We start from the raw sequence: 21,726 nt of genomic DNA, 5'->3' as shown, positions 1-21,726 counted from the left end.
CGCGCGCTTTTCAGGGCTCCTGTGCTAGAACCCGCGCCTTCGCAAAAGCGTCTGCACGCACGGCGGACTTAGAAAGTCCTACCTCGGTGGTCAAGTATTACGCAGCTGCGAAATGAAGTTTTGAACACGGGAATTCGCTCCGCCCATGCCTGAAGTCATCCTGCCCGGCGCCTCTGGTCGTATCGAAGGCCGCTATTCGCCGGGCAAGCGCCCGAACGCCCCGATCGCCCTGATCCTGCACCCGCACCCCAAGGCGGGCGGGCATATGAACAACCCGGTCGCGGTCACCCTGTACCAGTTGTTCGTGAAGCGCGGCTTCGCCACCCTGCGCTACAACAGCCGCGGCGTGGGCAAGTCGCAGGGCGAGTTCGACTCGGGCATCGGTGAACTGGCCGACGCCGCCACCGCCCTGGACTGGCTGCAGGCCAACAACCCCGCCGCCACCCAGACCTGGGTCGCCGGCTACCAGTTCGGCGCCTACATCGGCATGCAGCTCCTGATGCGCCGCCCGGAAACGGACGGCTTCATTTCGGTCTCGCCGCCGTCGAACATGTACGACTTCAGCTTCCTGGCCCCCTGCCCGGCCTCGGGCTTGTTCCTGCACGGCACCGCCGACACCATCGTCCCGCCGGTCGAGGTCGAGCGCGTCGTCAACAAGCTGCGCACCCAGAAGGGCATCGTCATCGACTACGAACTGGAAGAGGGCGCCAGCCACTTCTGGCAGGATCACATGCCCGCCGTCGAACGCCGCGTCGGCGCCTACCTCGACAAGCGTCTGGAAGAAAAGCCGGCGTAAGGTCCCTCTCTGCCTACCCATTCTCCGCAAAGCCCTCCCCTCGAGGGGGAGGGTTGGGTGGGGTGGTGGCACACCGCTCGGAGAAGGAGCGCGAGAGGCTCCGTCGAACGTCCGCGCCCTTCGCGCCAGACCTTTAGCAGCCTGCCTCCACCCCATCCCCCGACCCCTTCCCCCTCGAGGGGAAGGGGAGATCAGACTTGGTCAGCCGCGCCCTCCACGTCCAAATTTGACGCACCGACCTGTCAGACTGTGATCCGGTCTTTGACATCGCGGTCGGCGATGCTCCCTCACGGTTGAGCCCCGTCAGCCTTCGCCACACAGCAAATCTAGCCGCGACGCCCCGCGCCCGGTCGGGCCTTTGCATCCCCACGCGCTCCACCTCGGTTGAGCGCTCCGTCCCACACCCCGCCTCACGGGAAAATGTGCACGATGTGCACTCCATTTTTTCTCGAGTGCACTTTTCCCGTGTGCCGGGTCAGTGCTCGCCTTCCACTACCGCCACCGCCGATGACCGGTGCGCCCGCAGGCACCAGATCACGCTGACGATCATCAGGATCATGGCCAAGACCTCGATGACCGTCGGCCCCCGCCCTTCCCACAGATAGCCGTACAGGAAGGCGAACAGGGTCTCGAACACGATCATCTGACCCAGCATGGACAGCGGCAGCAGGCGGCTGGCCTGGTTCCAGAAGGCGTTGCCGACGATGGAGGCCAGCACGGCCACGCCGACGCTGACCGCTGCCAGCCGCGCCCACTGTTCGCCGCTCGCCTCGCCCGCCCCCAGCATCGCGGGCACGGCCAGCAGAAGGGCGAAACCGCCCGTCACCACCCCGGTCAGCAGGGACCAGTCATGGGCCGAAACCTGCGGCAGGCGGGCCATCCAGCGGCTGTTGCCCACCGCATAGGCCGACCAGCTCAGCAGGGCCGCCAGACCGCAGCCCAGTCCGATCAGCACCGAGGCCGCATCCCTTCCCGCCGCCTCGCGAGACAGGCTCTCCCAGCCGATCAGCGCCACGGCCAGCGCCGCCAGCAGGATCGGCGGCCCGACCTTCCTCAGCGGCGGCGCATCAGGGTCGCGCAGACCCCAGACGGCCACCATCACCGGCACCATGCCGACGATCAGGGCCGAGGCCGCCACGCCAGCGAAATGCACGCTGACCACGAGGAACAGGTAGTAGACGATGTTCCCCGCCAGACTCAGCCAGGCCAGCGCCCGCCACGCCTTCGCGTCCAGCAGACCGACCACCTTGCGCCGGCGCGGAGCCAGAAGCAGGACGGCGATCAGCCCATAGGCCAGATACCGGCCGGCGCTCATCAGCATGGGCGAGGCGTCCGGCGCCACCTTCGGAGCCAGGAAGACCAGCCCCCACATGGCCCCGGCGCCGACGCCGCAGGCGGTCCCGACCAGACGGTCGCGGGACGACATCAGTACAGCAGGAAGGGCTTGCGCGCCTCGATCCAGGCCTGCTCGTCCGGCCTCGCCAGCGCGTCCAGATCGTCGGGCGTCGAGGCCGGGTTATCGACCCACTCGCGCAGGGACGGCCCGCCGTTGATCACGTCGATCGGCAGCTTGCCAAAGGCGTATTCGTACGGAAAGTCGCGCCACAGGTCATAGTCCGGATACAGCCGCCGCACCGCCTTGAAGCCCAGCGCCTGCACCCGCCACGGCTGGAAGGCCTCATGGTCATAGGCCGGGTCGTCGACGTGGATCTGGACCCCGGAGCACAGCTTGCCGACATGCTTGTGGAAGGTCGGCTCGAACCACATGTCGCGCAGCACGCAGCCCTTCAGCCACTGGGGCGCGAAGGCCTTCATCTCGGCGATCACGGCCCGGGCGTCGATGTCGGGCGCCCCGAACAGCTCCAGCGGTCGGGTCGTCCCCCGCCCTTCCGACAGGGTCGCCCCCTCCAGCATGACGGTGCCCGCATAGGCCCGGGTCATGGAGACGTTCGGCGCATTGGGGCTGGGGTTGATCCAGCTCCGCCCGCTCAGCGGCCAGCCGTAGCCGGGGCCTTCCTCAGGCCTCCAGCCCTCCATCTCGATCACGCCGTAGGTCACATCCAGCCCGAAGTGGTGAATGAACCACAGGCCCATCTCGCCCAGGGTCAGCCCGTGCCGCATCGGCATGGGCCCGGCGCCCACGAAGCTTTCCCAGCCCGCGACCAGGGTGGTGCCCTCCACCGGCCGCCCGGCGGGGTTCGGACGGTCCAGCACCCAGACCTCCTTGCCGTGCTCGGCGGCGGCTTCCAGCATGTAGAGCAGGGTCGTCACGAAGGTGTAGATGCGGCAGCCCACGTCCTGCAGGTCGATCAGGACCACGTCGAACGTGTCCATCCACTGCCCGCGCGGCCGCCGGACCTCGCCGTACAGGCTGAAGACGGGGATGCCGTGCACCGGATCGGTATAGTCCGGGCTCTCCATCATATTGTCCTGCAGGTCGCCCTTCATCCCGTGCTGCGGGCCGAAGGCGGCGGTCAGCCGGATGTCGGGATGGGCCGCCAGCGCGTCCACCGCATGGGTCAGGTCCTGCGTCGTCGACGCCGGATGCGCCACCAGCGCCACGCGGCGCCCCTTGAGCGGCGCGCTCAGGGCGGGATCGGACAGCAGGCGGTCGAGACCGAACTTCATGGGAGCTCCAGCGCGGGCGATCGCAGCGTGAACGAGTCTGGGTGGTGGAAGTCCGGCTTATCCGAGGGATGCGCCAGCGCCCAATAGGTTTTTGTCCCATCGGCCGTCTCGATGACGGCGGAAGCGCCGAGGGCCATCACATGGGGCCACTCCGGCCACCAAAGGATCGCGGTCAGTTCAAAGCCGCCATTGGTCACCCGGCAGGTGACCTTCGGCGCGCTGACCTGAAGGTTGGCCATGCCATCCCGGTAACCGTCGAACTCATAGGCCGCCCAAGCGCCGGACGGAGACAGGTTGAACTCCACATAGCCGCCCTCCGGGCGACGCCCGAAGATTTCGCAACAGGTATGCTTCCACAGCTCATCCAGACGCCCCTCCCCGTCCACGGGCAGCAGGAGGTCAGGACCGAAGCCCGAAGCCCGGAAAACGACGTAAAGCCAGCTCCGCCCCTCCCAGTCGATTTCGACGTCAAGACGACCAAGCGTGGCTTCGGTTGACGGATGGGGTTGAAGCGCGCGCTCGAGGATCATGACCGCTGGATAGCGCGGAATACGGCCAGCGTCTTGGCCACCCTTGACGCCGGTCAATGGCGGACGCTACCCAGACGCCCATGTTCGCCCGCGCCACCCTGACCGGCCTGTATTACCGCCCCTCGATCTGATCGAGCGGCCGCGAACCCCTGCGCCGCACCTGCCGGCGCGCAATCCCCACAAGACGCTCGCCGGCTTCCCTGCTAACGGAGCCTCCATGAGCGACCAGTCCTTCAAGTCCGACTTCCTGCGCACCCTCGAGGAGCGCGGCTATATCCATCAGATCACCCACCCGACCGAGCTGGACGAAGCCGCGTCGAACGGGATCGTCACGGCCTACATCGGCTTCGACGCCACGGCGCCCAGCCTGCACGTCGGCAGCCTGATCCAGATCATGATGCTGCGTCGGCTACAGCAGGCCGGGCACAAGCCGGTCGTCCTGATGGGCGGCGGCACCACCCGCGTCGGCGACCCGACCGGCAAGGACGCCTCGCGCCCGCAGCTGACCGACGAGACCATCCAGGCCAACATCGACGGCATCCAGCAGGTCTTCGCCCGCTTCCTGACCTTCGGCGACGGCCCCACCGACGCGGTCATGGTCAACAATGACGAGTGGCTGTCCCAGTTCGGCTACATCCAGTTCCTGCGCGACTTCGGCACCCACTTCACCATCAACCGGATGCTGGCCTTCGACTCGGTCAAGCTGCGCCTCGAGCGCGAGCAGCCGATGACCTTCCTCGAGTTCAACTACATGCTGATGCAGTCGGTGGACTTCCTGGAGCTGAACCGCAGCCAAGGCGTGACCCTGCAGATGGGCGGGTCGGACCAATGGGGGAACATCACATCCGGCGTCGATCTGGTCCGTCGCGTGGACCAGAAGGCCGCCTTCGGCCTGACCACGCCGCTGCTGACCACGGCCTCGGGCGGCAAGATGGGCAAGACCGCCCAGGGCGCCGTCTGGCTGAACGCCGACCAGCTGAGCCCCTACGACTACTGGCAGTTCTGGCGGAACGCCGACGACGCCGACGTGGGCAAGTTCCTGCGCCTGTTCACCGACCTGTCGCTGGACGAGATCGCTGCGCTGGAAGCGCTTGAAGGCGCGCAAATCAACGACGCCAAGAAGGCCCTGGCCGACGCCGCGACGACCATGCTGCACGGCGCGGAAGCCGCCGCCACGGCCCGCGCCGCGTCCGAAAGCGCCTTCGAGAAGGGTCAGCTCTCCGCCGACCTGCCGACCGTGGAGATCGCCCGTGCCGAGGTCATCGGCGCCATGCTGGCCGCTGTCGCCACCAAGGCCGGTCTGACCGCCTCCAACGGCGAGGCCCGCCGTCTGGCCCAGGGCGGCGGCCTGCGCCTGAACGACGAGGCGATCGCCGACGGCGCCCGCCTGATCGAGGCCGCCGACATCAACGCCGACGGCGTCTTCAAACTGGCCGCCGGCAAGAAGAAGATCGTTCTGGTGAGGCCCGTCTGATGACCGACATCACCGAAGGGATGAAGGCTCCCACCTTCGACATGGCCACCGCCGACGGCGGACGGGTCACGCTGGACGGACTGAAGGGCAAGGCCGTGGTGGTCTACTTCTATCCCAAGGCCGACACCCCCGGCTGCACCACTGAGGGCCAGGACTTCTCGGCCCTGATCGGCGAGTTCGAGGCCGCGAACACCGCAGTCATCGGCGTCTCGCGCGATCCGGTGAAAAAGCTGTCGCGGTTCGCCGCCAAGCATGACCTCAAGGTGGTGCTGGCCTCGGACGAGCCCGAGGACGTGACCCTCGCCTGGGGCGTCTGGGTCGAGAAGAAGCTCTATGGCCGCGAGTATATGGGCGTGGAGCGGGCCACCTTCCTGATCGACGCGGAGGGTGTCGTCCGCCGCGTCTGGCGCAAGGTCTCGGTCAAGGGCCACGCCGCCGAAGTGCTGGTCGCCGCCCAGTCGCTCTGATCACGGAGCAAACCTGTCAAACCCGGCCGTGATGGGCGGACCCGATAGTTCCGGATACGCCTGAGAGGCGAAAAACAGGCGCGAATACCGCCTTTCTTCGCCTGAAGACCGGTCAGCGTGGTTAACAAGTCGTGAAGAGACTTGTCCGCGCGCGTCTGGCGTGGCTCATACCCTGCCGGGCGTGGGGGCGTTGAGTATGGCCGAGTTGGAACCGGAAGGCAGAAGATCGCTGATCGGGCGCTGGTTCCCGACGCGCTACCTCTACCTCCGCGACGGCGACGAGGTGAAAGCCTGGGCGCTGACGCCGGGTCGCCAGATGCTCGCCGCCTTCGGCGCCGTCCTGATCGGCGGCTGGTTCCTGGTCGCCTCGGGCGGCTTCGCCCTTGATCTGGTCCGCCAGAGCGACGCCGACCGCGCCGTGGCCCGCAGCCGCGCCTCCGCCGAACGGCTGAACGCCGACCTTCAGGCCCGTCTGGACAGCGCCGTGGTGCGCATGACCGCCAGCACCGGCTCCATCGACGAAATGGCCGAGATGGTCGAGCGGCGTCACGCCGCCCTGACCCGCGTCATGACCATGTTCCACGGGGTCGAAGGGGCGCAGGCCGCCCTCGCCCCCGCCCCGGCCCTGAACCCGGATCGCAACACGCCCCTGCAGCGGGTCATCGCCGTGCGGATGGATCAGGAGCGGCTGATCGCCCGCGCCGAGAACGAGGCTAGCAGCCGCGCCGAGCGCCTGCGCCTGGCCTTCCGCCTCGCTGGCCTGAACCCCGCCGCCTACGCCCCTCACAACGCCGCCCTGGGCGGGCCGCTGGTCGACGCGGGCGATCCCCGCGCGCTGGGCGCCGTGCTGGACGTGGACGAGGCCTTCGCCGTCCGCATCCGCCACGCCGCCGACAACCTGTCCGACATGCGCCAGCTGGCCGACGCCGCCGAGGGCCTGCCCTTCCGCCGTCCGACCTCGGCGCGCACCACCTCGGGCTATGGCGTTCGCTTCGATCCCTTCAGCGGCCGTCCCGCCGTCCATCAGGGCCAGGACTTCGCCGCCCCCCTGAACACGCCCATCTACGCCACGGCTCCCGGAATCGTGTCTTTTGTCGGCATTCGTTCAGGGTATGGCAACGTCGTTGAGGTAGACCACGGTCGCGGTTTCAAGACCCGTTTCGCCCATCTGAACTCCATGGCCGTGCAAGCGGGCCAGCGCATCAGGCTTGGCCAGCGCATCGGCGCCATGGGAACGACCGGACGCTCCACCGGCGTTCACCTGCACTATGAGGTGTGGATGAACGGCCGCCCGCAAAACCCAGCCCGCTTCATGAGAGCCGGAGACCAACTTGTTCAACAAGACTAAATCCCCCGCCCCGCAGCCCCAGTCGCGTTCCGACTCCGGCTCGTCCATTCCCCCGCTGCCGGATCTGCCCGCCCCGGGCGCGTCCTCGGCTCCGGCCGCCGCGCCGCGCGCCGCTGCTCCGGCGGTCGCCCAGCGCGGTTTGTCGACCCTGTCGTCGGACCTGCAGTTCGAAGGCAACATCGGCGGCGCCGGTGATCTGCAAATCGACGGCCAGGTGAAGGGCGATGTGAAGGTCGGCCGTCTGATCGTCGGCGAAACCGGCGCGGTCGAAGGCAATGTCTCGGCGGACTACGTCGAGGTGCGCGGCCGCATCGTCGGCGGCGTCTCGGGCAAGCAGGTCAAGCTGATCGCCACCGCCTATGTGGACGGCGACATCACCGCCGAGCAGCTGTCGATCGACATCGGCGCCTACTTCCAGGGCCGCGTGCTGCAAGGCCGCCGCGAAGCCCCGGCCCCCGCCGCACCGGCTCCGGCCCCGCGTCCGGTCGAGGCCGCGCCGCAGATCATCGACATGAAGCCGCCCGCCGCCTGAGGCGACGGACCGGTTCAAAGGAAAAAGGCCCCGGAGCGATCCGGGGCCTTTTGCTTAGTCGACGGTGCTTCCGCGGGTCTCGCCGACCCGGGCGGCCAGAGCGGCCCCCATGAAGGCGTCCAGATCGCCGTCGAGGACCCCCTGGGTGTCGGAGGTTTCGACGTTGGTCCGCAGGTCCTTCACCATCTGGTACGGCTGAAGCACGTAGCTTCGGATCTGGTGACCCCAGCCGATATCGGTCTTGGCGTCGGCCAGCGCCTGGGCGGCGGCCTCGCGCTTCTGCAGTTCCAGCTCGTAGAGACGAGCGCGCAGCATCTTCCACGCCTGTTCGCGGTTCTGGTGCTGCGAGCGCCCGGCCTGACAGGCGACGACCGTATTGGTCGGCACGTGGGTCAGACGCACGGCGGAGTCGGTCTTGTTGATGTGCTGACCGCCTGCACCCGAGGCGCGGTAGGTGTCGGTGCGCACGTCCGACGGATTGATGTCGATCTCGATGGCGTCATCGACCACCGGCGACACCCCGATCGAGGCGAAGCTGGTGTGGCGCTTGGCGGCCGCGTCATAGGGGCTGATGCGGACCAGACGGTGCACGCCCGATTCCGACTTCAGCCAGCCGTAGGCGTTCGGGCCGGTGATCAGGATCGTGGCCGACTTGATGCCCGCCTGTTCGCCCGATTCCTCGGCCTCGATCTCGACCTCATACCCGTGGGCGCGGGCCCAGCGGCTGTACATGCGCAGCAGCATGCCCGCCCAGTCGTTGGACTCGGTGCCGCCGGCGCCGGAGTTCACTTCCAGATAGGCGTCGTTGCCGTCAGCCTCGCCGGACAGCAGGGCTTCCAACTCGGCGCGGGCGGCGCGTTCCTTGATCGCCTTCAGGTCGGCGCGCGCGCCGTCCAGGGCGGCCTCGTCGCCTTCCTCGTCGGCCATGTCGGCCAGCATGACCCCGTCCTCGAGGCCCTGCTCCATTTCCTTGACGGCGTTGACCTGGGCCTCCAGCCGCGAGCGATCACGGCTGACGGCCTGGGCCTGTTCGGGATTGTCCCACAGCGTCGGGTCTTCGACCCGCGCGTTCAGCTCATCGAGCTTCCGAAGCGCGACATCCCAGTCAAAGACGCCTCCTGAGCAGAGCGATGCTCTGCTCGATGTCGGCCTTCATGGCCTCGACATCCGGTCTCATCGCATTCTCCAGCGATACAAAAGTGAGGCGCGGACATAGAGCGCGCCGGGGAGAAGAGGAAGGGCTTAGGGCGCAGGAGTTAGGAATTAGCCTGGCCGCGCTTGCCCACACAGCCGCGCCAAATTCCTACGCCCTACGTCCTCAGTAGAGCCCATCCAGATCCTGCGCCGGTTCCTTTCTCGGCGGCGGAATGTTGGCGGGCGGCGGCGTGGTCGCGGGCGGCAGGCCGGCGGCCTCTTCCTCCTCGCGACGCAGGATCTCGTTGTAGTTCTGCGGGCCCAGCGGGATCTCCTGAGCCGGGGCCTGCTCTTCCTCGCGACGGCGCTCGGTGCCGGGGCGGAAGGCTTCCTCGATGCCGTTCACGGTGCGGAAGATGGCGTTGCGGGGCCGCACGAAGGGGCGGGCCGGACGCTTGCGAAGGGCCACCTGCATGAACTCGGTGAACACCGGCACCGGGCCGGTCGCGCCGGTCTCGCCCGAGCCCAGCGGACGGTTGTCGTCGAAGCCGATGAAGACCCCAACCACGATGTCCGACGAGAAGCCCACGAACCAGGCCGAGCGATACTCGTTGGTGGTGCCGGTCTTGCCGCCGACCCAGCGGCCGAGGCCGCGGGCGCTGGCGGCGGTGCCGCGCTGGACGACGCCTTCCAGCATGGAGCTGATCTGGTAGGCGGTGATCGGGTCGATGACCTGCTCGCCCCTGGATTCGAGGCGCGGCGATTCCTGTCCACTGAAGGCGCGCCCGCACTCGCGGCAACGGCGCTCGTCGGCGCGATAGATGGTCTCGCCGTCGCGGTTCTGGACCAGTTCGATCAGATAGGGATCGACCCGACGCCCGCCATTGACGAAGGCGGCGTAGGCGGCGGTCAGGTTATAGGGCGTGGTCTCCCCTGCCCCCAGCGACACCGACAGGTTCGGCTGCAGATCGTCGGCCACGCCCATCTTCTCGGCCAGCGAGACGACGTTGTTCATGCCGATGTCCTGCGCCAGACGCACGGTCATGACGTTGCGGGACAGCTCCAGACCGCGACGCAGGGTCTGCGGACCATAGTACTCGCGGCTGTAGTTCTCGGGCGTCCAGCGTTCGCCGTTGCGACCGCCCGCGAAGCTGATCGGGGCGTCCAGCACGATCGAGGCCGGGGTGTAGTCGCCCTCCAGCGCCGTCGCATAAACGAAAGGCTTGAAGGCCGAACCCGGCTGGCGGCGCGCCTGGGTGGCGCGGTTGAAGCTGGACAGGGCGTAGGAGTAGCCGCCGACCATGGCCAGCACCCGGCCCGACTGGGGCTCGATGGCGACCATGGCGCCGTTCACGCGCGGCACCTGCTTGAGGGCGTACTGGCCGTTCTGCGGCTGGACGAAGATCAGGTCGCCACGCTTCAACTGGCGGCTGGCGTTGGCCCAGGCGGCGTCGCCGGTCAGCAGATAGCCGGCCCGGTCGTCCTTGGCGCTGCGGATGCGGACGCTGTTGCCGGCCACGTTCTCGACGGCGGCGGCTTCCCAGCTGCGGCGCTCCGGCGGGCGGGTGCCGGCCAGGGCCGTCCGCTGCCAGCCTTCGGCGAAATCGGTCGTGCCCCACGCTCCGCGCCAGCCGTGGCGACGGTCGTAGTTCTCCAGCCCCTTCATCAGGGCGTCGCGCGCCGCCGACTGGAGCTCGGGGTCCAGGGTCGTGCGCAGATAGTAGCCGCCACGGTTGACCTCCTCGGCGCCGAAGCGACGGATGGCCTGACGGCGGGCCTCCTCGACGAAGAAGTCGGCGTCGGCGTACTGGGCGCGGCGCGGCGCTTCCTGGGCCGCCAGCGGGCGGGCTTGGGCCGTCGCCACCTGTTCCGGCGTCAGGAAGCCGTTCTCGCCCATCTCGCTCAGCACCCAGTCTCGACGGCCCTTGGCCGCGCCTGGATGACGGCGGGGATGGTAGTTGTTCGGGCCCTTGGGCAGGGCGGCCAGGAAGGCGGCCTCGTCCGGCGTCAACTGATCCAGCGACTTGCCGAAATAGTTGTAGGCGGCCGCGGCCACGCCGTACGAGCGATAGCCGAGGAAAATCTCATTCAGGTACAGCTCGAGGATCTGCTGCTTGGACAGGGTGGCTTCCAGCCGGTTGGCCAGAATTGCCTCCTTCACCTTGCGATTGATGCTCGACTCATTGGTCAGCAGGACGTTCTTGGCGACCTGCTGGGTGATGGTCGAACCGCCTTCCAGACGCCGCCCGGTGGCCGCGTTGAAGACGTTCTTGAACATGGCCCGCCCCAGACCGGACACATCGATGCCGCCGTGCTCGAAGAAGCGGCTGTCCTCGGCCGACAGGAAGGCCTGGATGACCGGCAGCGGGATCTGCTCATAGGGCACATAGATTCGGCGCTCGTCCGAGAACTCGCCGATCAGGGTGCCGTCGCCCGCATAGACCCGCGTCGCCGTGGCCGGGCGGTAGTCCGCCAGCTCAGAGGCGTCCGGCAGGTCGTGGAACAGCCAGGCCGCATAGATGGTGACGATAAGGCCCGCGAGCGTGATCCCGCCGAGCAGGGCCACCCCCGCCCAGACGAACCAGCGTTCGGCGATCTTGAGCCCGGGAATGTTCGGAAGGCGCGGCTGCGGCATGAAGCCGGTTTAGCCCGCGTCGGTCCCGTTCGCCAGAGGACCCGTCGATCCGGCGGCGCGACGCTCCAATTCCTGTCGCGCGGCGGCCACGACATCGGCGTCCATGTCCGATTGCCCGGACATCCAGCGCAGGTAGTCGGCGGGCGCCTCGGCCCAGCGGCTGCCGCGGTGCTTGCCGAACGGAATCTTGTCCAGACGGCGGGGTTCTCGGGTCCACCGGATCATCTGCTCGACGGTCGATTCCTTCAGCAGATCGATCAGCAGATGGGCCGTCACCCACGCATCGGGCCCCGCCCGGTGGGCCGGGTTGGCCAGAGCCGGGTCCAGCTTCAGCTGTCGCCAGTAGCGCAGCACCTGGTTGGAATGTCCCGGCGCCTGGGGCCAGACCGCCTTGGCCGAGCGGACGGTGCAGATCCACGGCAGGCCGCCGTGAGCGGTGTCGGCGATGAAGCCGCGCTCGAAATTGGCGGCATGGGCCACCATCACGTCTGCGGGCTCAGCGAACATCTCACGTAGGGCATATTCGTCGCAGTGCGGGTCGGCTTCGGTGAAGTCGTCCGGCGTCAGGTGGTGCACCGCCATGGCGTGCACCGAAATCTCGCCGCGCGGCCGAAACAGCTTGGTCACTGGCGGCAGGGCGATCCAGCCCTCCCCGTCCGGCACGACATCGACGATGCCGACTTCGATGATTTCGGCGGTCCGGTCTCCACCGGTGGTTTCCAAATCCACGACACGCAGGCGCATGAATCCCAGATAGTGGGTTCAGCGCCCGGGCGCGACCTTCAGCCTCAGGGCTGGCCCGCTTCGCTGGTCGAGGCGACCTGCAGCGTCCCGGTCGGGGCGGCGAAATAGGCGTCGATGCCGACGGCCACGGCGCGCATCAGCCGACGACGGGCGCGGGTATCGGTCAGCAGGCGTTCGTCCTCGGGATTGGTGATGTAGCCCATCTCCAGCAGGACGGCGGGCACATCGGGCGACAGAAGCACCGCCAGACCGGCGTCGCGGTGGCTGCGGCGCAGCAGCGGGTGATCCGCCTGCTCGATCTCGGTCAGGAGGGTGCGGGCCAGCACCGCCGAGCGGTTCTGGGTCGCGCGCTGGGTCATATCCAGCAGGATGCGGTCCACCGAGGCGTCTCGGCCCGGCAGGTTCAGGCTGCGGTGCCAGTTTTCGTCGCGGGTGATCTCGCGCACGGCCCGGCCCGCGCCCTGTTCCGAGAGGGTGTAGACGCTGGCGCCGCGTGTGGCCGGATCGGCGATGGCGTCGGCGTGCAGGGAGATGAAGAGGTCCGCTCCGGCCTGCCGCGCGATGGCCGGACGGCGGTTCAGGCCCACATAAACATCACTGTCGCGGGTCAGGCGCACGCGATATCGGCCCGAGCGCTCCAGCTCCTGCTTGAGGACCAGGGCGGCGGCCAGGGTCACGTCGCTTTCGCGGGCATGGGCGCCCTGGGCGCCGGGGTCGCGGCCGCCGTGGCCGGCGTCGATATAGATAAGAGGACGTTCCGCCGGTCGCGGCGCGGCGCGAGGGGCGCGACGGGGCGTCGGCGTGGCCCGCCCCGTGGCCTTCAGGTCGATGACATAACGATAGTGCTGCACCCCATCGCCGGGCGGCAGGATGAAGCGGCGCTCGATCTCGGCGCTGACGGCGAGATCCAGCTCGACCCGCGAGGAGGCTCCGGCGCCGGCCACGCGATAGCCGCGAACCAATCCAACGCCGGTTCCCGACAGGCCGCGCGGAGGCGCGACGCCCGACAGGGCCACGACCACGCGACCGTCATCACCCGCCCGGATCACCTGCCCACGCGAATTGCGGTCCAGATCGACCACAACCCGGGTGCGCTCGGCGTCGCCGCCAAAACGGACGCGCATCACCTCGCCCATGGCGCCGGAGGCCAGCCCCCGTCCAGCCACCAGCACGGCGACGCAGAAGACAACGAAGGCGAGCGCCGTCATCGCCCAATCCCGGACGCTCCATTCTGACAGCCTGATACGCGGGAAGGCGCTCATTACGCGGACAACTCACCATTATGGTTGTCGCCATCGTGCACGAACGTCGTCGCCAACGGGTTAAGGCGAAGTCCGCTTTTAATTCACATTTCCAGTGACTATGCTTTGTGCGCTCGCGAAATGATCGCGTCCCCCCATTTGATGGGACCGGGACGCGCCCTCCTCGCAGCGCTGCTTTCACTGATCCGAAGGTCGCGCGGCCGTCAAAGGCGCCGACGACCTGACGAACCGGGCCCGCATCGCCGCCTTATCAACAGGCGCGGAAGGGCCCAGGACCGAACCGACCCATGGGCGCATACGCCAGCCTCAACCTCCGGTCAGATGTGACCGACTTCGCCCGCGGCGTTCGCCGTGGCGACGAGGCATCGACGGCGCGCGCCAACCCCACCCCCATTCGGCGAGCCGCCGCGTCCCTCAGCCACGCGCTGACCGGACCGGCCCGAGCGCGCCAGAGAGAGACTACCGATGTCAAAGACCATGTTGATCGATGCGGCGCACGCGGAAGAAACCCGCGTCGCGATCGTCGAGGGCCGTCAGGTCGAGGAATTCGACTTTGAATCCCGCGCGAAGCGCCAGCTTCGCGGCAATATCTATCTCGCCAAGGTCACCCGCGTAGAGCCCAGCCTGCAGGCTGCGTTCGTGGAATACGGCGGCAACCGCCACGGCTTCCTGGCCTTCAACGAGATCCATCCCGACTACTATCAGATCCCGGTCGCCGACCGTGAAGCCATCATGGCCGAGGCCCACTCGGACGAGGATGACCACGACGATCTGGGCCGCGACAGTGACGACGGCGACCACGAAGGCGGTCTGGCCGACGAGGAGCGCCTGAAGCGCCGCCTGATGCGTCGCTACAAGATCCAGGACGTCATCAAGCGCCGTCAGATCCTGCTGGTGCAGGTCGTCAAGGACGAGCGCGGCGGCAAGGGCGCGGCCCTGACCACCTGGCTGTCGCTGGCCGGCCGTTACTGCGTGCTGATGCCCAACACCGGCAAGGGCGGCGGCATCTCGCGCAAGATCACCAACACCTCGGACCGCAAGCGCCTGAAGGCCGCCGCGGCCGCGCTGCAGGTGCCGCAAGGCATGGGCCTGATCATCCGCACCGCGGGCGCCAAGCGCACCAGGGCCGAGATCAAGCGCGACTACGAGTATCTGCTGCGCCTGTGGGAGACCATCCGCGAGACGACCCTTTCGTCCAACGCCCCGGCGATGATCTACGAGGAAGAGAACCTCGTCCGTCGCGCGGTCCGCGACATGTTCGACAAGGATTTCGACGGCATCCAGGTCGAGGGCGTGCAGGGCTTCAAGGAAGCCCGCGACTTCATGCGGGTGCTGATGCCCGCCCAGGCCAAGAAGGTCCACCTGTATCAGGGCTCGCGTCCGCTGTTCGCCTCGAACGGCATTGAAGAGACCCTGACCCAGATCCACCAGCCGGTGGTGAACCTGAAGTCCGGCGGCTATCTGGTGATCAACCAGACAGAGGCGCTGGTCGCCATCGACGTCAACTCTGGTCGCGCCACCAAGGAGCGCAACGTCGAGGCCACCGCCTTCAAGACGAACATGGAGGCCGCCGCCGAGGCCGCCCGCCAGCTGCGCCTGCGCGACCTCGCCGGCCTGATCGTCATCGACTTCATCGATATGGAGGAGTCGAAGAACAACCGCGCCGTCGAGAAGGCGCTGAAGGACGCGCTGGCCAAGGATCGCGCCCGCATCCAGATGGGCCGCATCTCGGGCTTCGGCCTGATGGAAATCAGCCGCCAGCGCCGCCGTCTGGGCGTGATCGAGGGCGCCACTGAAATCTGCCCGCACTGCCAGGGCGCCGGTCGCATCCGTTCGGCGGAAAGCGCCGCCCTCGTCACCCTGCGCGCCGTGGATATCGAGGCCGGCAAGAACGGCGCGGGTTCGGTGAACCTGCGCGTCTGCACCGCCGTGGCCCTCTACATCCTGAACCACAAGCGCGACTATCTGCAGAGCCTGCTGGTCCAGCGCGGCCTGAACGTCGTGATCCTGATCGACGACACCCTCGGTCAGGGCGAAAGCACCATCGAGCGGACCGAGACCAACGAGGACTTCACCCCGCCGGAAGGCGCCGAGCCCTTCATCGATCTGGACGATGACTTCGACGACAGCGCCTACGCTGACGACGAGGATGAGGACGAAGACGAAATCATCGAGGACGATGAGGACGATCTCGACCGCGAGGACGAGGACGACGACCAGCCGCGCGAGCGCGCCGAACGCCATGACGGCGAGCGCGGTCGAGGCCGTGGCGGCCGCCGTCGTCGCGGCGGACGTCGTGATGAGTCCGAGACCGAGGACAGCGCCCCCGCCCTGGCGGATGACGAGGACGACGGTGAAGGCGGACGTCGCCGTCGCCGTGGCCGTCGCGGCGGTCGCCGGATGCGCGAGGAAGGCGGCGCCGAGCGCGATTCCTTCTTCTGGGTCCGCGGTCGCACCCCGTCGCTGGAAGATCCGTACATCTGGTTCGATCCGATCAACCCGGAACGCGCCCCGCGCAACGAGACCGCCGCGACCGACACCACGGCCGGCGATGTCGATGAAGCGATCGGCGAACGTCCCGAGGGCGAAATCGGCGGTGAGCGCGGCGGTCGTTCGCGCCGCCGTCGCGGTCGTGGTCGCGGCCGGGATCGCGGTTCGGAAGCCGGTCTGACCCACGAGGTGAAGACCGAAACCCGCGCCACCAACGAAGGCATGCCCGCTGACGGCTCCCCGGACACCCCGGCGGCGGTCGTGATCCCGGACGCTGAAGTCGAAGCCGCTCCGGTCGTCGCCGAAGAGCCCAAGCGTCGCCGCGTGCGCCGCAAGGCCTCCGCCTCGGCCACCGAAGCCTCGGATATCGGCGCGGTCTCGACCGTCGAGCCGAACGAGATCGAGCCCGAGGGCGAGCCCGTCGTTCTGGACGTCGCGCCGGACGCCCCGGTCGTCACGCCGGAGCCCGAGGCCCAGCCGGAACTGATCTCCGAGCCGATCCCGGCCGAGGTCGTCCAGCCCGTCGAAGCGCCGAAGCCGGAAGTCGATGTAGCCGCCCTGATCGCGGAAGATCCGAACCAGATCGCCGCCCCGCCCGAAAAGCCGAAACGTGGGTGGTGGCGCCGCTGAAAGGCCGTGATTAGATTGTGACAATCACGACGGACGGGGGCGTCCGGGTCTTGAGGAGTTCGCCATGAACTGGCTGTCCCGCCATGCCGCCCGTCTGATCGGCGCAGCGACCGCCGTCGGCCTTGTGCTGACGGCGGCGTCGCCCGCCTCGGCCCAGAGCGCGATCCGCGACACCGAGATCGAAACGATCATCCACGAATGGTCTGCCCCCGTTTTCACGGCGATGGGGCTGGAGCCGGACGAGATCGAGATCCTTCTGATCAACGAGAATGATCTGAACGCCTTCGCCACACGCGGGCGGATCATGGGGATCAACACCGGCCTGATCCTGCGGACCCGGAACGCCAACGAGCTTCTGGGCGTGATCGCCCACGAGGCCGGTCACATCAAGAACCGCCACACCCTGCGCGACGGCGCGCAGCAGGCGGGGATGCAGCCCCTGCTCATGACCATGGCGCTGGGCGCCCTGGCCATCGCCGCGGGCGCGCCGGACGCGGGCGCGGTCCTGCTGGGCAACAGCCAGTATTTCGGCACCCTCAGCGCCCTGCGCTACATGACCCACCAGGAAGGCGAGGCCGACAACACCGGCGCCCGCGCCCTGGAGCGGGCCGGGGAATCGGGCCGGGGCCTGCTGACCTTCTTCGAGAATTTCCGCTCGCAGGAAGTCTTCTCCGACGCCCGCCGCTACCCCTATTTCCGCAGCCACCCGCTGTCGTCGGACCGGATCGAGAACCTGCGTCGCCTGGTGGCCGAACAGCCACACTATGACCACCGCGACAGCCCCGAACGGGTCGCCCAACACGCCCTGATCGTGGCCAAGATCCACGCCTTCCTGGACTCGCCCAACGCCACCCTGCGCACCTATCCCGAAAGCGACACAGGCCTTCCGGCCCGCTACGCCCGCGCCATCGCCTGGTATCGCGACGGCCAGACCGAGCGCGCCCTGACCGCCGTCGACGTGCTGCTGACCGAGCAGCCCGAGAATCCGTACTTCTGGGAACTGAAGGGCCAGATCCTGTTCGAGGAAGGCCGTCCGGCCGAAGCGATCAGCGCGCACCAGCGCTCGGTCGAGCTGAAACCGGACGCCCCCCTGCTCCGCATAAACCTGGCCCACGCGATGCTGGAGACTCAGGACTCGGCCCAGGTCACCCTCGCCGTCGATCAACTGAAGCGCGCCAACGCCTTGGAGAGCGACAACCCCATGGGCTGGCGCCTACTGTCCCAAGCCTATGCCACCCAGGGCAAGGAGGGCGAAGCCCGACTGGCCTCGGCCGAGATGTATTTCGCCCTCGGCGCCCAGCAGCAGGCGACCCAGTTCGCCCTGCGCGCCCGGGACATGCTAACGCCCGGCAGCAGCGAATGGACCCGGGCCATGGACATCGTCTTCGCCTCGGGCGCCACCCAGGACGACGTCGACGACGTCGATCGCCGCAACAGCCGCAATCGCCCCGTCATCGTCCCCGCCTCCAGCTGATCCAACCGGAACACCGCATGACCGACACGCCCGAGCCCCAGGCCGAGACCCCTGCCCCGCGCGCCCTGCTGAGCGGCGCCAATGCCGCAAAGGCCGCCCTGGCTGTCTCGGTCGTGGCCCTGGCGCTGGCGGTCTTCCCCTATTTCGGCGGCGGCGCCTCGGACGCCAAGATCCGCAGCTATCTGCTGAACCATCCCGAGATGCTGCAGGAGATGAGCTCGGCCCTGCAGGCCAAGTCGGACAATGCGCTGGCGGACTCGATCACCGCCCGCGCCAAGGCCACGCCGTCCCTGCTGACCGTCGACGCCCGCGACCCGTCCTTCGGGCCGGTGGACGCGAAGGTGACGGTGATCGAGTTCTTCGACTTCCGCTGCCCGGGCTGCAAGCAGACCGCGCCCGAGGTCCTGCGCATGATGCAGGCCCATCCGGACGTGCGCTTCGTGTTCAAGGACTGGCCGATCCTCGACCGGGGTGATCCGGCGGGCGTCTCGCACTACGCCGCTCGCGCCGCCCAGGCCGCCCATGACCAGGGCAAGTATCTGCCGGTCTTCCGCGCCCTGATGGCCGAAGGCGACCTGAGCCCCGAGGCTGTGGACGCCATTATGGTCGCCAACGGCGTCACGCTGGAAGCCGCCCATGCCGCCATCGGCAGCCCCGAGATGACCCGCCACCTGACCGAGACCAATATGTCGGCTTCGGCGCTGGGCCTCCAGGGCACGCCGACCTTCATCATCAACGGCAAGGCCGTGGCCAGCATTCAGCCGGCGGCGCTGGACGCGGCCATCCGCGAGGCCAAGCGCTAGGCATGATGCTGGAGCGAAATCTGAGTTCGGACGCGAACGCATCCGAACCGATTTCGCTCTAGGCCAGCTTCAGGTCCATCGCCCCGCCGACCCATTCGATCTGTGCGCGCCGCCGGGCCTCGGCGGCCGCCGCCGCATCGCCCAGCGCCGTCTCGGCCTGGGCGAGCACGAAGTAGCTGTAGGGATCGTTCGGCCAATCCTCGAGCAGTTCGAGCACCTTGGCCTTCGCCCCGGCAGCGTCGCCCTTGGCCAGAAGAGCGGCGGCGAGGCTGCGACGGGTGGGGAACCAGATGATCGGAGGATCGCCGCCCTCCTCTCCCTCGCCCTGCAGCGTCGCGGCGGCGCCATAGGCCTGGACGGCGGCGTCCCAGTCGCCATCGATCATCGCGGCGCGGCCTTCCAGAACGCGCTGGAACACCTCCATGAATTTGGCGGGGAAGCCTTCCTGACCCTCGCGCAGGGCGGCGATGGCGGCGGCCTCGGCCCGGACAGCGGCGGCGTCCCCCGCGCGGGCGGCGGCTTCCCCGCGCATATAGCGCCAGCCGGCCCGCTGGACCGGACGGCCCTCCACCGGTTCAGTCAGGGCGGCGACCTGCTCGGTCGTCCCATAGCGCCCGAACAGGGCGTAGGCGTTGTTGGTCATCGCCTGCGGCCAGGGCGAGTTCATCCGGGGATCGTCCCCCAGGACGGTCAGGAAGCGGTCGGCCAGCATCAGCCCCAGCTCCGCCCCGCCCGACATCAGGGCCCCGCCCATGCCGAAGTGGATGTTGTGCCCATGCAGGGGCATGCCCTTCACCCCGCCGGGCGGACGGGCCAGTTCGTCATAGCGCTGGTCCAGCGCCACGGCGTTGACGTTGGACATCATTGCATCGCGATAGCGCCCCACCCGAAAGAAGGTGTGGGACGGCATATGCACCAGATGGCTCGCGCCCGGCGCCAGCAGGGCGAGCCGCTCGCCGTAGGGGATGGCCTTATGCGGATCGTCCGACCATTCGGTCAGGTGGATGTACAGGTGGATGGCGCCGGGATCGTCCGGCGCATGGGCCAAGGTCTGTTCCAGGATCTGCATGGCGCGCGTGATGGCCGGATCGGCGGCCTTGCCGTCGTCATCCCACCACTTGTCGGCCTTCAGCATCCAGGCGTCGGCGGTGATCGCGGCGATGCCGACGTCCTGTGGGTTGCGGCGGGCGATGCGGTCCATGGCCTGGGCGAAGCGGCGGCCCCGGCTGTCCTCACGGCCCGAGTAGCGCTGGATCAGGGCGTCGATCATCTGGCGCTGCATCGGAGTGGCGCGCCGGGCCATGCGGCGAGCCTCGCGCGCCGCCTTCAGCGCCGCGGCCTGGCTCTCATCATCATTGCCGCCGCCGTTCAGGTTCGGCCCCAGCGCCCAGGCCTCGCCCCAGGCGCACATGGCGCAGGTCGGGTCGAGCAGCCGCGCCTTGCGGAAGGCCCGGACCGACTCCTTGTGTTCGAACGCCCAGCGCAGCCGGACACCGTGGTTGAACCAGGCTTGGGCCTCGGGGTTGGCGGTATCGACGGGGAAGCCGCCGCTGCCGAAGCCGTCGACCATGACCATGTTGGCCACCGGCGTCCCCGACAGGGCCGAACCGCCCGGGCCGCAGACCGGCGTCTGCGAAACGGCGTCTCGGATCGCCTTGTCGGCGGTCGCGTCGGCGACGGCCACGGGCCCAAAAGTCAGCGCGCCCAGTGTCACGCCCGCCAGCAGGATGCGTTTCATGGCCAGTCCTCCGTTTAACGCATCGTGACGCGTCAAACGGTGTTCGCCAAGCTCAGGGCGAAATCGGCGGAGTTGGACGCAGTCCACTCAGCTCAGATTTCGCCCCAGCATAATTCCAGCGCTGATGCCGATCAGGCTCTAACCGCAGTCCACGCTCTTGATGATGCCCGTGGCTTCATCGAACCGGATGTTCAGCCGGTCGGGACGCAGGTCGCGGGTCGTCGGGCAGGTCGTGCAGACGATCCGCACATTGGCGTCCGACGCGAAGCTGACGGCGCCGACGTGGCTGCCGATCAGCGAGCGCGCGCTGGCTGCGTCGCAACGCTTGGGCGTCGCATCAGGGTTCGAGGCTGTGCTGGTCGGGGCGCAGGCCCCGGTCAGAACGAAGGCGGCGCTCGCCGCCGCGATCAGCCGCATTTGACCTGACGGATCACGCCGGTGGCTTCGTCATAGACGATGTTCAGCCGCGCGGGGTTGTAGTCCATGGTCACCGGACAGGTGGTGCAGGTCACGCGCCACGTCTCGCCCGCCGGGGTCTGGGGCAGTTGCGACCGGTTCGTGCCGACCAGGCGCTGGTACTGGTCCGCCTTGCAGGCCGTGGGGCCGTCCATCGGCGGGGTCGCGGGCTCAGAGCCCGTCGTCGGCGCACAGGCGGACAGCAGTCCGGCGGCGGTCAGGCTCATGATCAGCAGTCTCATCGGCGTCTCTCCCTTGGGTGTTCGGCTCAGCCGCAGCGGACCTGTTCGACGATCTGGGTCCGGTCGTTGAAGAAGATGTTCAGGCGGTACGGCGAGAAGTCCTCGGTAACCGGGCAGGTGGTGCAGGTCACGCGTCGGTTCACCACATCCACTGGAACGGGGATGTCGGTCTTCGGCTTGCCGACGAGATATTGCATCTCACCGGCGCGACACAGGTCAGCGGTGACGTTCTGCGGATTACGGGTTCCGATCGGCTGGTTCAGCTGGGCCTGCTCCACCGCGCGCGGCGCGGGGGCGTCGGCGGCCGGCGTCGACGAACAGGCGGCGACGGCCATCAGCGCGA

19 protein-coding genes are annotated in these 21,726 nt (G+C 68.3%); 8 read left to right on the top strand and 11 right to left on the bottom strand.

Annotation, left to right across the window (positions count from 1 at the left end; translation table 11 throughout):
• The first annotated feature begins 145 nt into the window (after positions 1-145).
• On the top strand, positions 146-796 hold the full coding sequence (locus tag ACTIEF_RS14865) for an alpha/beta hydrolase (RefSeq protein WP_439472917.1): 651 nt from the start codon (positions 146-148) through the stop codon (positions 794-796).
• 475 nt (positions 797-1,271) lie between these two features.
• Here the strand turns inward: ACTIEF_RS14865 and ACTIEF_RS14860 are convergent, their stop codons facing one another.
• From ACTIEF_RS14860 to ACTIEF_RS14850, 3 genes are read right to left on the bottom strand one after another with little or no spacing between them, the layout of a single operon-like run.
• The gene (locus tag ACTIEF_RS14860; protein ID WP_439472916.1) at positions 1,272-2,222 is read right to left on the bottom strand and encodes a DMT family transporter; all 951 of its coding nucleotides are present in this window, start codon (positions 2,220-2,222) and stop codon (positions 1,272-1,274) included.
• Positions 2,222-3,424, bottom strand: coding sequence for an exo-beta-N-acetylmuramidase NamZ family protein (locus ACTIEF_RS14855; RefSeq protein ID WP_439472915.1), 1,203 nt, complete (start codon positions 3,422-3,424; stop codon positions 2,222-2,224). The genes ACTIEF_RS14860 and ACTIEF_RS14855 overlap by 1 nt, the downstream gene beginning before the upstream one ends.
• Complete coding sequence (locus ACTIEF_RS14850; RefSeq protein ID WP_439472914.1) at positions 3,421-4,011, bottom strand: DOMON-like domain-containing protein; 591 nt, start codon at positions 4,009-4,011, stop codon at positions 3,421-3,423. The genes ACTIEF_RS14855 and ACTIEF_RS14850 overlap by 4 nt, the downstream gene beginning before the upstream one ends.
• A 160-nt stretch (positions 4,012-4,171) precedes the next feature.
• Here ACTIEF_RS14850 and tyrS point away from each other — a divergent pair, with 160 nt between their 5' ends.
• From tyrS to ACTIEF_RS14830, 4 genes are all read left to right on the top strand, one after another.
• Positions 4,172-5,428 (top strand): tyrosine--tRNA ligase, encoded by a 1,257-nt coding sequence (gene tyrS, locus ACTIEF_RS14845; protein ID WP_439472913.1) that lies wholly within the window; start codon positions 4,172-4,174, stop codon positions 5,426-5,428.
• Complete coding sequence (locus ACTIEF_RS14840; RefSeq protein ID WP_439472912.1) at positions 5,428-5,895, top strand: peroxiredoxin; 468 nt, start codon at positions 5,428-5,430, stop codon at positions 5,893-5,895. The genes tyrS and ACTIEF_RS14840 overlap by 1 nt, the downstream gene beginning before the upstream one ends.
• A gap of 196 nt (positions 5,896-6,091) precedes the next feature.
• On the top strand, positions 6,092-7,243 hold the full coding sequence (locus tag ACTIEF_RS14835) for a M23 family metallopeptidase (protein WP_439472911.1): 1,152 nt from the start codon (positions 6,092-6,094) through the stop codon (positions 7,241-7,243).
• Entirely contained in the window at positions 7,227-7,775 is a 549-nt protein-coding gene (locus tag ACTIEF_RS14830; protein ID WP_439472910.1) for a bactofilin family protein, read from the top strand. The genes ACTIEF_RS14835 and ACTIEF_RS14830 overlap by 17 nt, the downstream gene beginning before the upstream one ends.
• Positions 7,776-7,829: 54 nt before the next feature.
• On the opposite strand, the gene prfB is transcribed toward ACTIEF_RS14830, so the two are convergent.
• From prfB to ACTIEF_RS14810, 4 genes are all read right to left on the bottom strand, one after another.
• A protein-coding gene (gene prfB, locus ACTIEF_RS14825) for a peptide chain release factor 2 (RefSeq protein ID WP_439472909.1) occupies positions 7,830-8,952 on the bottom strand; the annotation gives its coding sequence in 2 pieces (ribosomal slippage) (positions 7,830-8,882 and positions 8,884-8,952; 1,122 coding nt in all).
• Positions 8,953-9,093: 141 nt separating this feature from the next.
• Positions 9,094-11,544 carry a penicillin-binding protein 1A gene (locus tag ACTIEF_RS14820; protein ID WP_439472908.1) on the bottom strand — a complete coding sequence of 817 codons (2,451 nt, stop codon included), beginning with the start codon at positions 11,542-11,544 and terminating at the stop codon, positions 9,094-9,096.
• A 9-nt stretch (positions 11,545-11,553) separates the two neighbouring features.
• Entirely contained in the window at positions 11,554-12,288 is a 735-nt protein-coding gene (locus tag ACTIEF_RS14815; RefSeq protein ID WP_439472907.1) for an exonuclease domain-containing protein, read from the bottom strand.
• Positions 12,289-12,332: 44 nt separating this feature from the next.
• Entirely contained in the window at positions 12,333-13,496 is a 1,164-nt protein-coding gene (locus ACTIEF_RS14810; protein ID WP_439472906.1) for an N-acetylmuramoyl-L-alanine amidase family protein, read from the bottom strand.
• A gap of 519 nt (positions 13,497-14,015) precedes the next feature.
• Here ACTIEF_RS14810 and ACTIEF_RS14805 point away from each other — a divergent pair.
• The 3 genes from ACTIEF_RS14805 (at position 14,016) to ACTIEF_RS14795 (ending at position 18,947) form a co-directional block, all read left to right on the top strand.
• On the top strand, positions 14,016-16,670 hold the full coding sequence (locus ACTIEF_RS14805; protein ID WP_439472905.1) for an Rne/Rng family ribonuclease: 2,655 nt from the start codon (positions 14,016-14,018) through the stop codon (positions 16,668-16,670).
• Between the two features lie 64 nt (positions 16,671-16,734).
• The gene (locus ACTIEF_RS14800; protein WP_439472904.1) at positions 16,735-18,144 is read left to right on the top strand and encodes a M48 family metalloprotease; all 1,410 of its coding nucleotides are present in this window, start codon (positions 16,735-16,737) and stop codon (positions 18,142-18,144) included.
• Between the two features lie 17 nt (positions 18,145-18,161).
• Positions 18,162-18,947, top strand: a complete 786-nt coding sequence (locus tag ACTIEF_RS14795; RefSeq protein WP_439472903.1) for a thioredoxin domain-containing protein — start codon at positions 18,162-18,164, stop codon at positions 18,945-18,947.
• Between the two features lie 58 nt (positions 18,948-19,005).
• On the opposite strand, the gene ACTIEF_RS14790 is transcribed toward ACTIEF_RS14795, so the two are convergent.
• The 4 genes from ACTIEF_RS14790 to ACTIEF_RS14775 all read right to left on the bottom strand — a co-directional run bounded on the left by ACTIEF_RS14790 (position 19,006) and on the right by ACTIEF_RS14775 (position 21,718).
• Positions 19,006-20,685, bottom strand: coding sequence for a hypothetical protein (locus ACTIEF_RS14790; protein WP_439472902.1), 1,680 nt, complete (start codon positions 20,683-20,685; stop codon positions 19,006-19,008).
• A 138-nt stretch (positions 20,686-20,823) separates the two neighbouring features.
• The gene (locus ACTIEF_RS14785; protein ID WP_439472901.1) at positions 20,824-21,102 is read right to left on the bottom strand and encodes a peptidase inhibitor I78; all 279 of its coding nucleotides are present in this window, start codon (positions 21,100-21,102) and stop codon (positions 20,824-20,826) included.
• Positions 21,093-21,383, bottom strand: coding sequence for an I78 family peptidase inhibitor (locus ACTIEF_RS14780; protein ID WP_439472900.1), 291 nt, complete (start codon positions 21,381-21,383; stop codon positions 21,093-21,095). Before ACTIEF_RS14780 ends, ACTIEF_RS14785 begins: the two co-directional genes overlap by 10 nt.
• 26 nt (positions 21,384-21,409) lie before the next feature.
• Complete coding sequence (locus ACTIEF_RS14775) at positions 21,410-21,718, bottom strand: hypothetical protein (RefSeq protein ID WP_439472899.1); 309 nt, start codon at positions 21,716-21,718, stop codon at positions 21,410-21,412.
• Positions 21,719-21,726 lie beyond the last annotated feature (8 nt).

Origin of the sequence: Brevundimonas sp. (genome assembly GCF_051858995.1) — a bacterium.
Taxonomy (GTDB): domain Bacteria; phylum Pseudomonadota; class Alphaproteobacteria; order Caulobacterales; family Caulobacteraceae; genus Brevundimonas.
Note: the sequence above shows the minus strand (reverse complement) of the source record. Positions and strands in the feature narration are given on the sequence as shown.

Excerpts from the sequence above, each read along its gene's own strand:
- ACTIEF_RS14790 (WP_439472902.1), bottom strand. The coding sequence starts at position 20,685 with ATGAAACGCATCCTGCTGGCGGGCGTGACACTGGGCGCGCTGACTTTT.
- ACTIEF_RS14795 (WP_439472903.1), top strand. The coding sequence starts at position 18,162 with ATGACCGACACGCCCGAGCCCCAGGCCGAGACCCCTGCCCCGCGCGCC.
- ACTIEF_RS14810 (WP_439472906.1), bottom strand. The coding sequence starts at position 13,496 with ATGACGGCGCTCGCCTTCGTTGTCTTCTGCGTCGCCGTGCTGGTGGCT.
- ACTIEF_RS14860 (WP_439472916.1), bottom strand. The coding sequence starts at position 2,222 with ATGTCGTCCCGCGACCGTCTGGTCGGGACCGCCTGCGGCGTCGGCGCC.
- ACTIEF_RS14775 (WP_439472899.1), bottom strand. The coding sequence starts at position 21,718 with ATGGCCGTCGCCGCCTGTTCGTCGACGCCGGCCGCCGACGCCCCCGCG.
- ACTIEF_RS14805 (WP_439472905.1), top strand. The coding sequence starts at position 14,016 with ATGTCAAAGACCATGTTGATCGATGCGGCGCACGCGGAAGAAACCCGC.
- ACTIEF_RS14855 (WP_439472915.1), bottom strand. The coding sequence starts at position 3,424 with ATGAAGTTCGGTCTCGACCGCCTGCTGTCCGATCCCGCCCTGAGCGCG.
- ACTIEF_RS14780 (WP_439472900.1), bottom strand. The coding sequence starts at position 21,383 with ATGAGACTGCTGATCATGAGCCTGACCGCCGCCGGACTGCTGTCCGCC.
- ACTIEF_RS14815 (WP_439472907.1), bottom strand. The coding sequence starts at position 12,288 with ATGCGCCTGCGTGTCGTGGATTTGGAAACCACCGGTGGAGACCGGACC.
- ACTIEF_RS14800 (WP_439472904.1), top strand. The coding sequence starts at position 16,735 with ATGAACTGGCTGTCCCGCCATGCCGCCCGTCTGATCGGCGCAGCGACC.
- ACTIEF_RS14820 (WP_439472908.1), bottom strand. The coding sequence starts at position 11,544 with ATGCCGCAGCCGCGCCTTCCGAACATTCCCGGGCTCAAGATCGCCGAA.
- ACTIEF_RS14785 (WP_439472901.1), bottom strand. The coding sequence starts at position 21,102 with ATGCGGCTGATCGCGGCGGCGAGCGCCGCCTTCGTTCTGACCGGGGCC.
- tyrS (WP_439472913.1), top strand. The coding sequence starts at position 4,172 with ATGAGCGACCAGTCCTTCAAGTCCGACTTCCTGCGCACCCTCGAGGAG.
- ACTIEF_RS14840 (WP_439472912.1), top strand. The coding sequence starts at position 5,428 with ATGACCGACATCACCGAAGGGATGAAGGCTCCCACCTTCGACATGGCC.
- ACTIEF_RS14835 (WP_439472911.1), top strand. The coding sequence starts at position 6,092 with ATGGCCGAGTTGGAACCGGAAGGCAGAAGATCGCTGATCGGGCGCTGG.
- ACTIEF_RS14865 (WP_439472917.1), top strand. The coding sequence starts at position 146 with ATGCCTGAAGTCATCCTGCCCGGCGCCTCTGGTCGTATCGAAGGCCGC.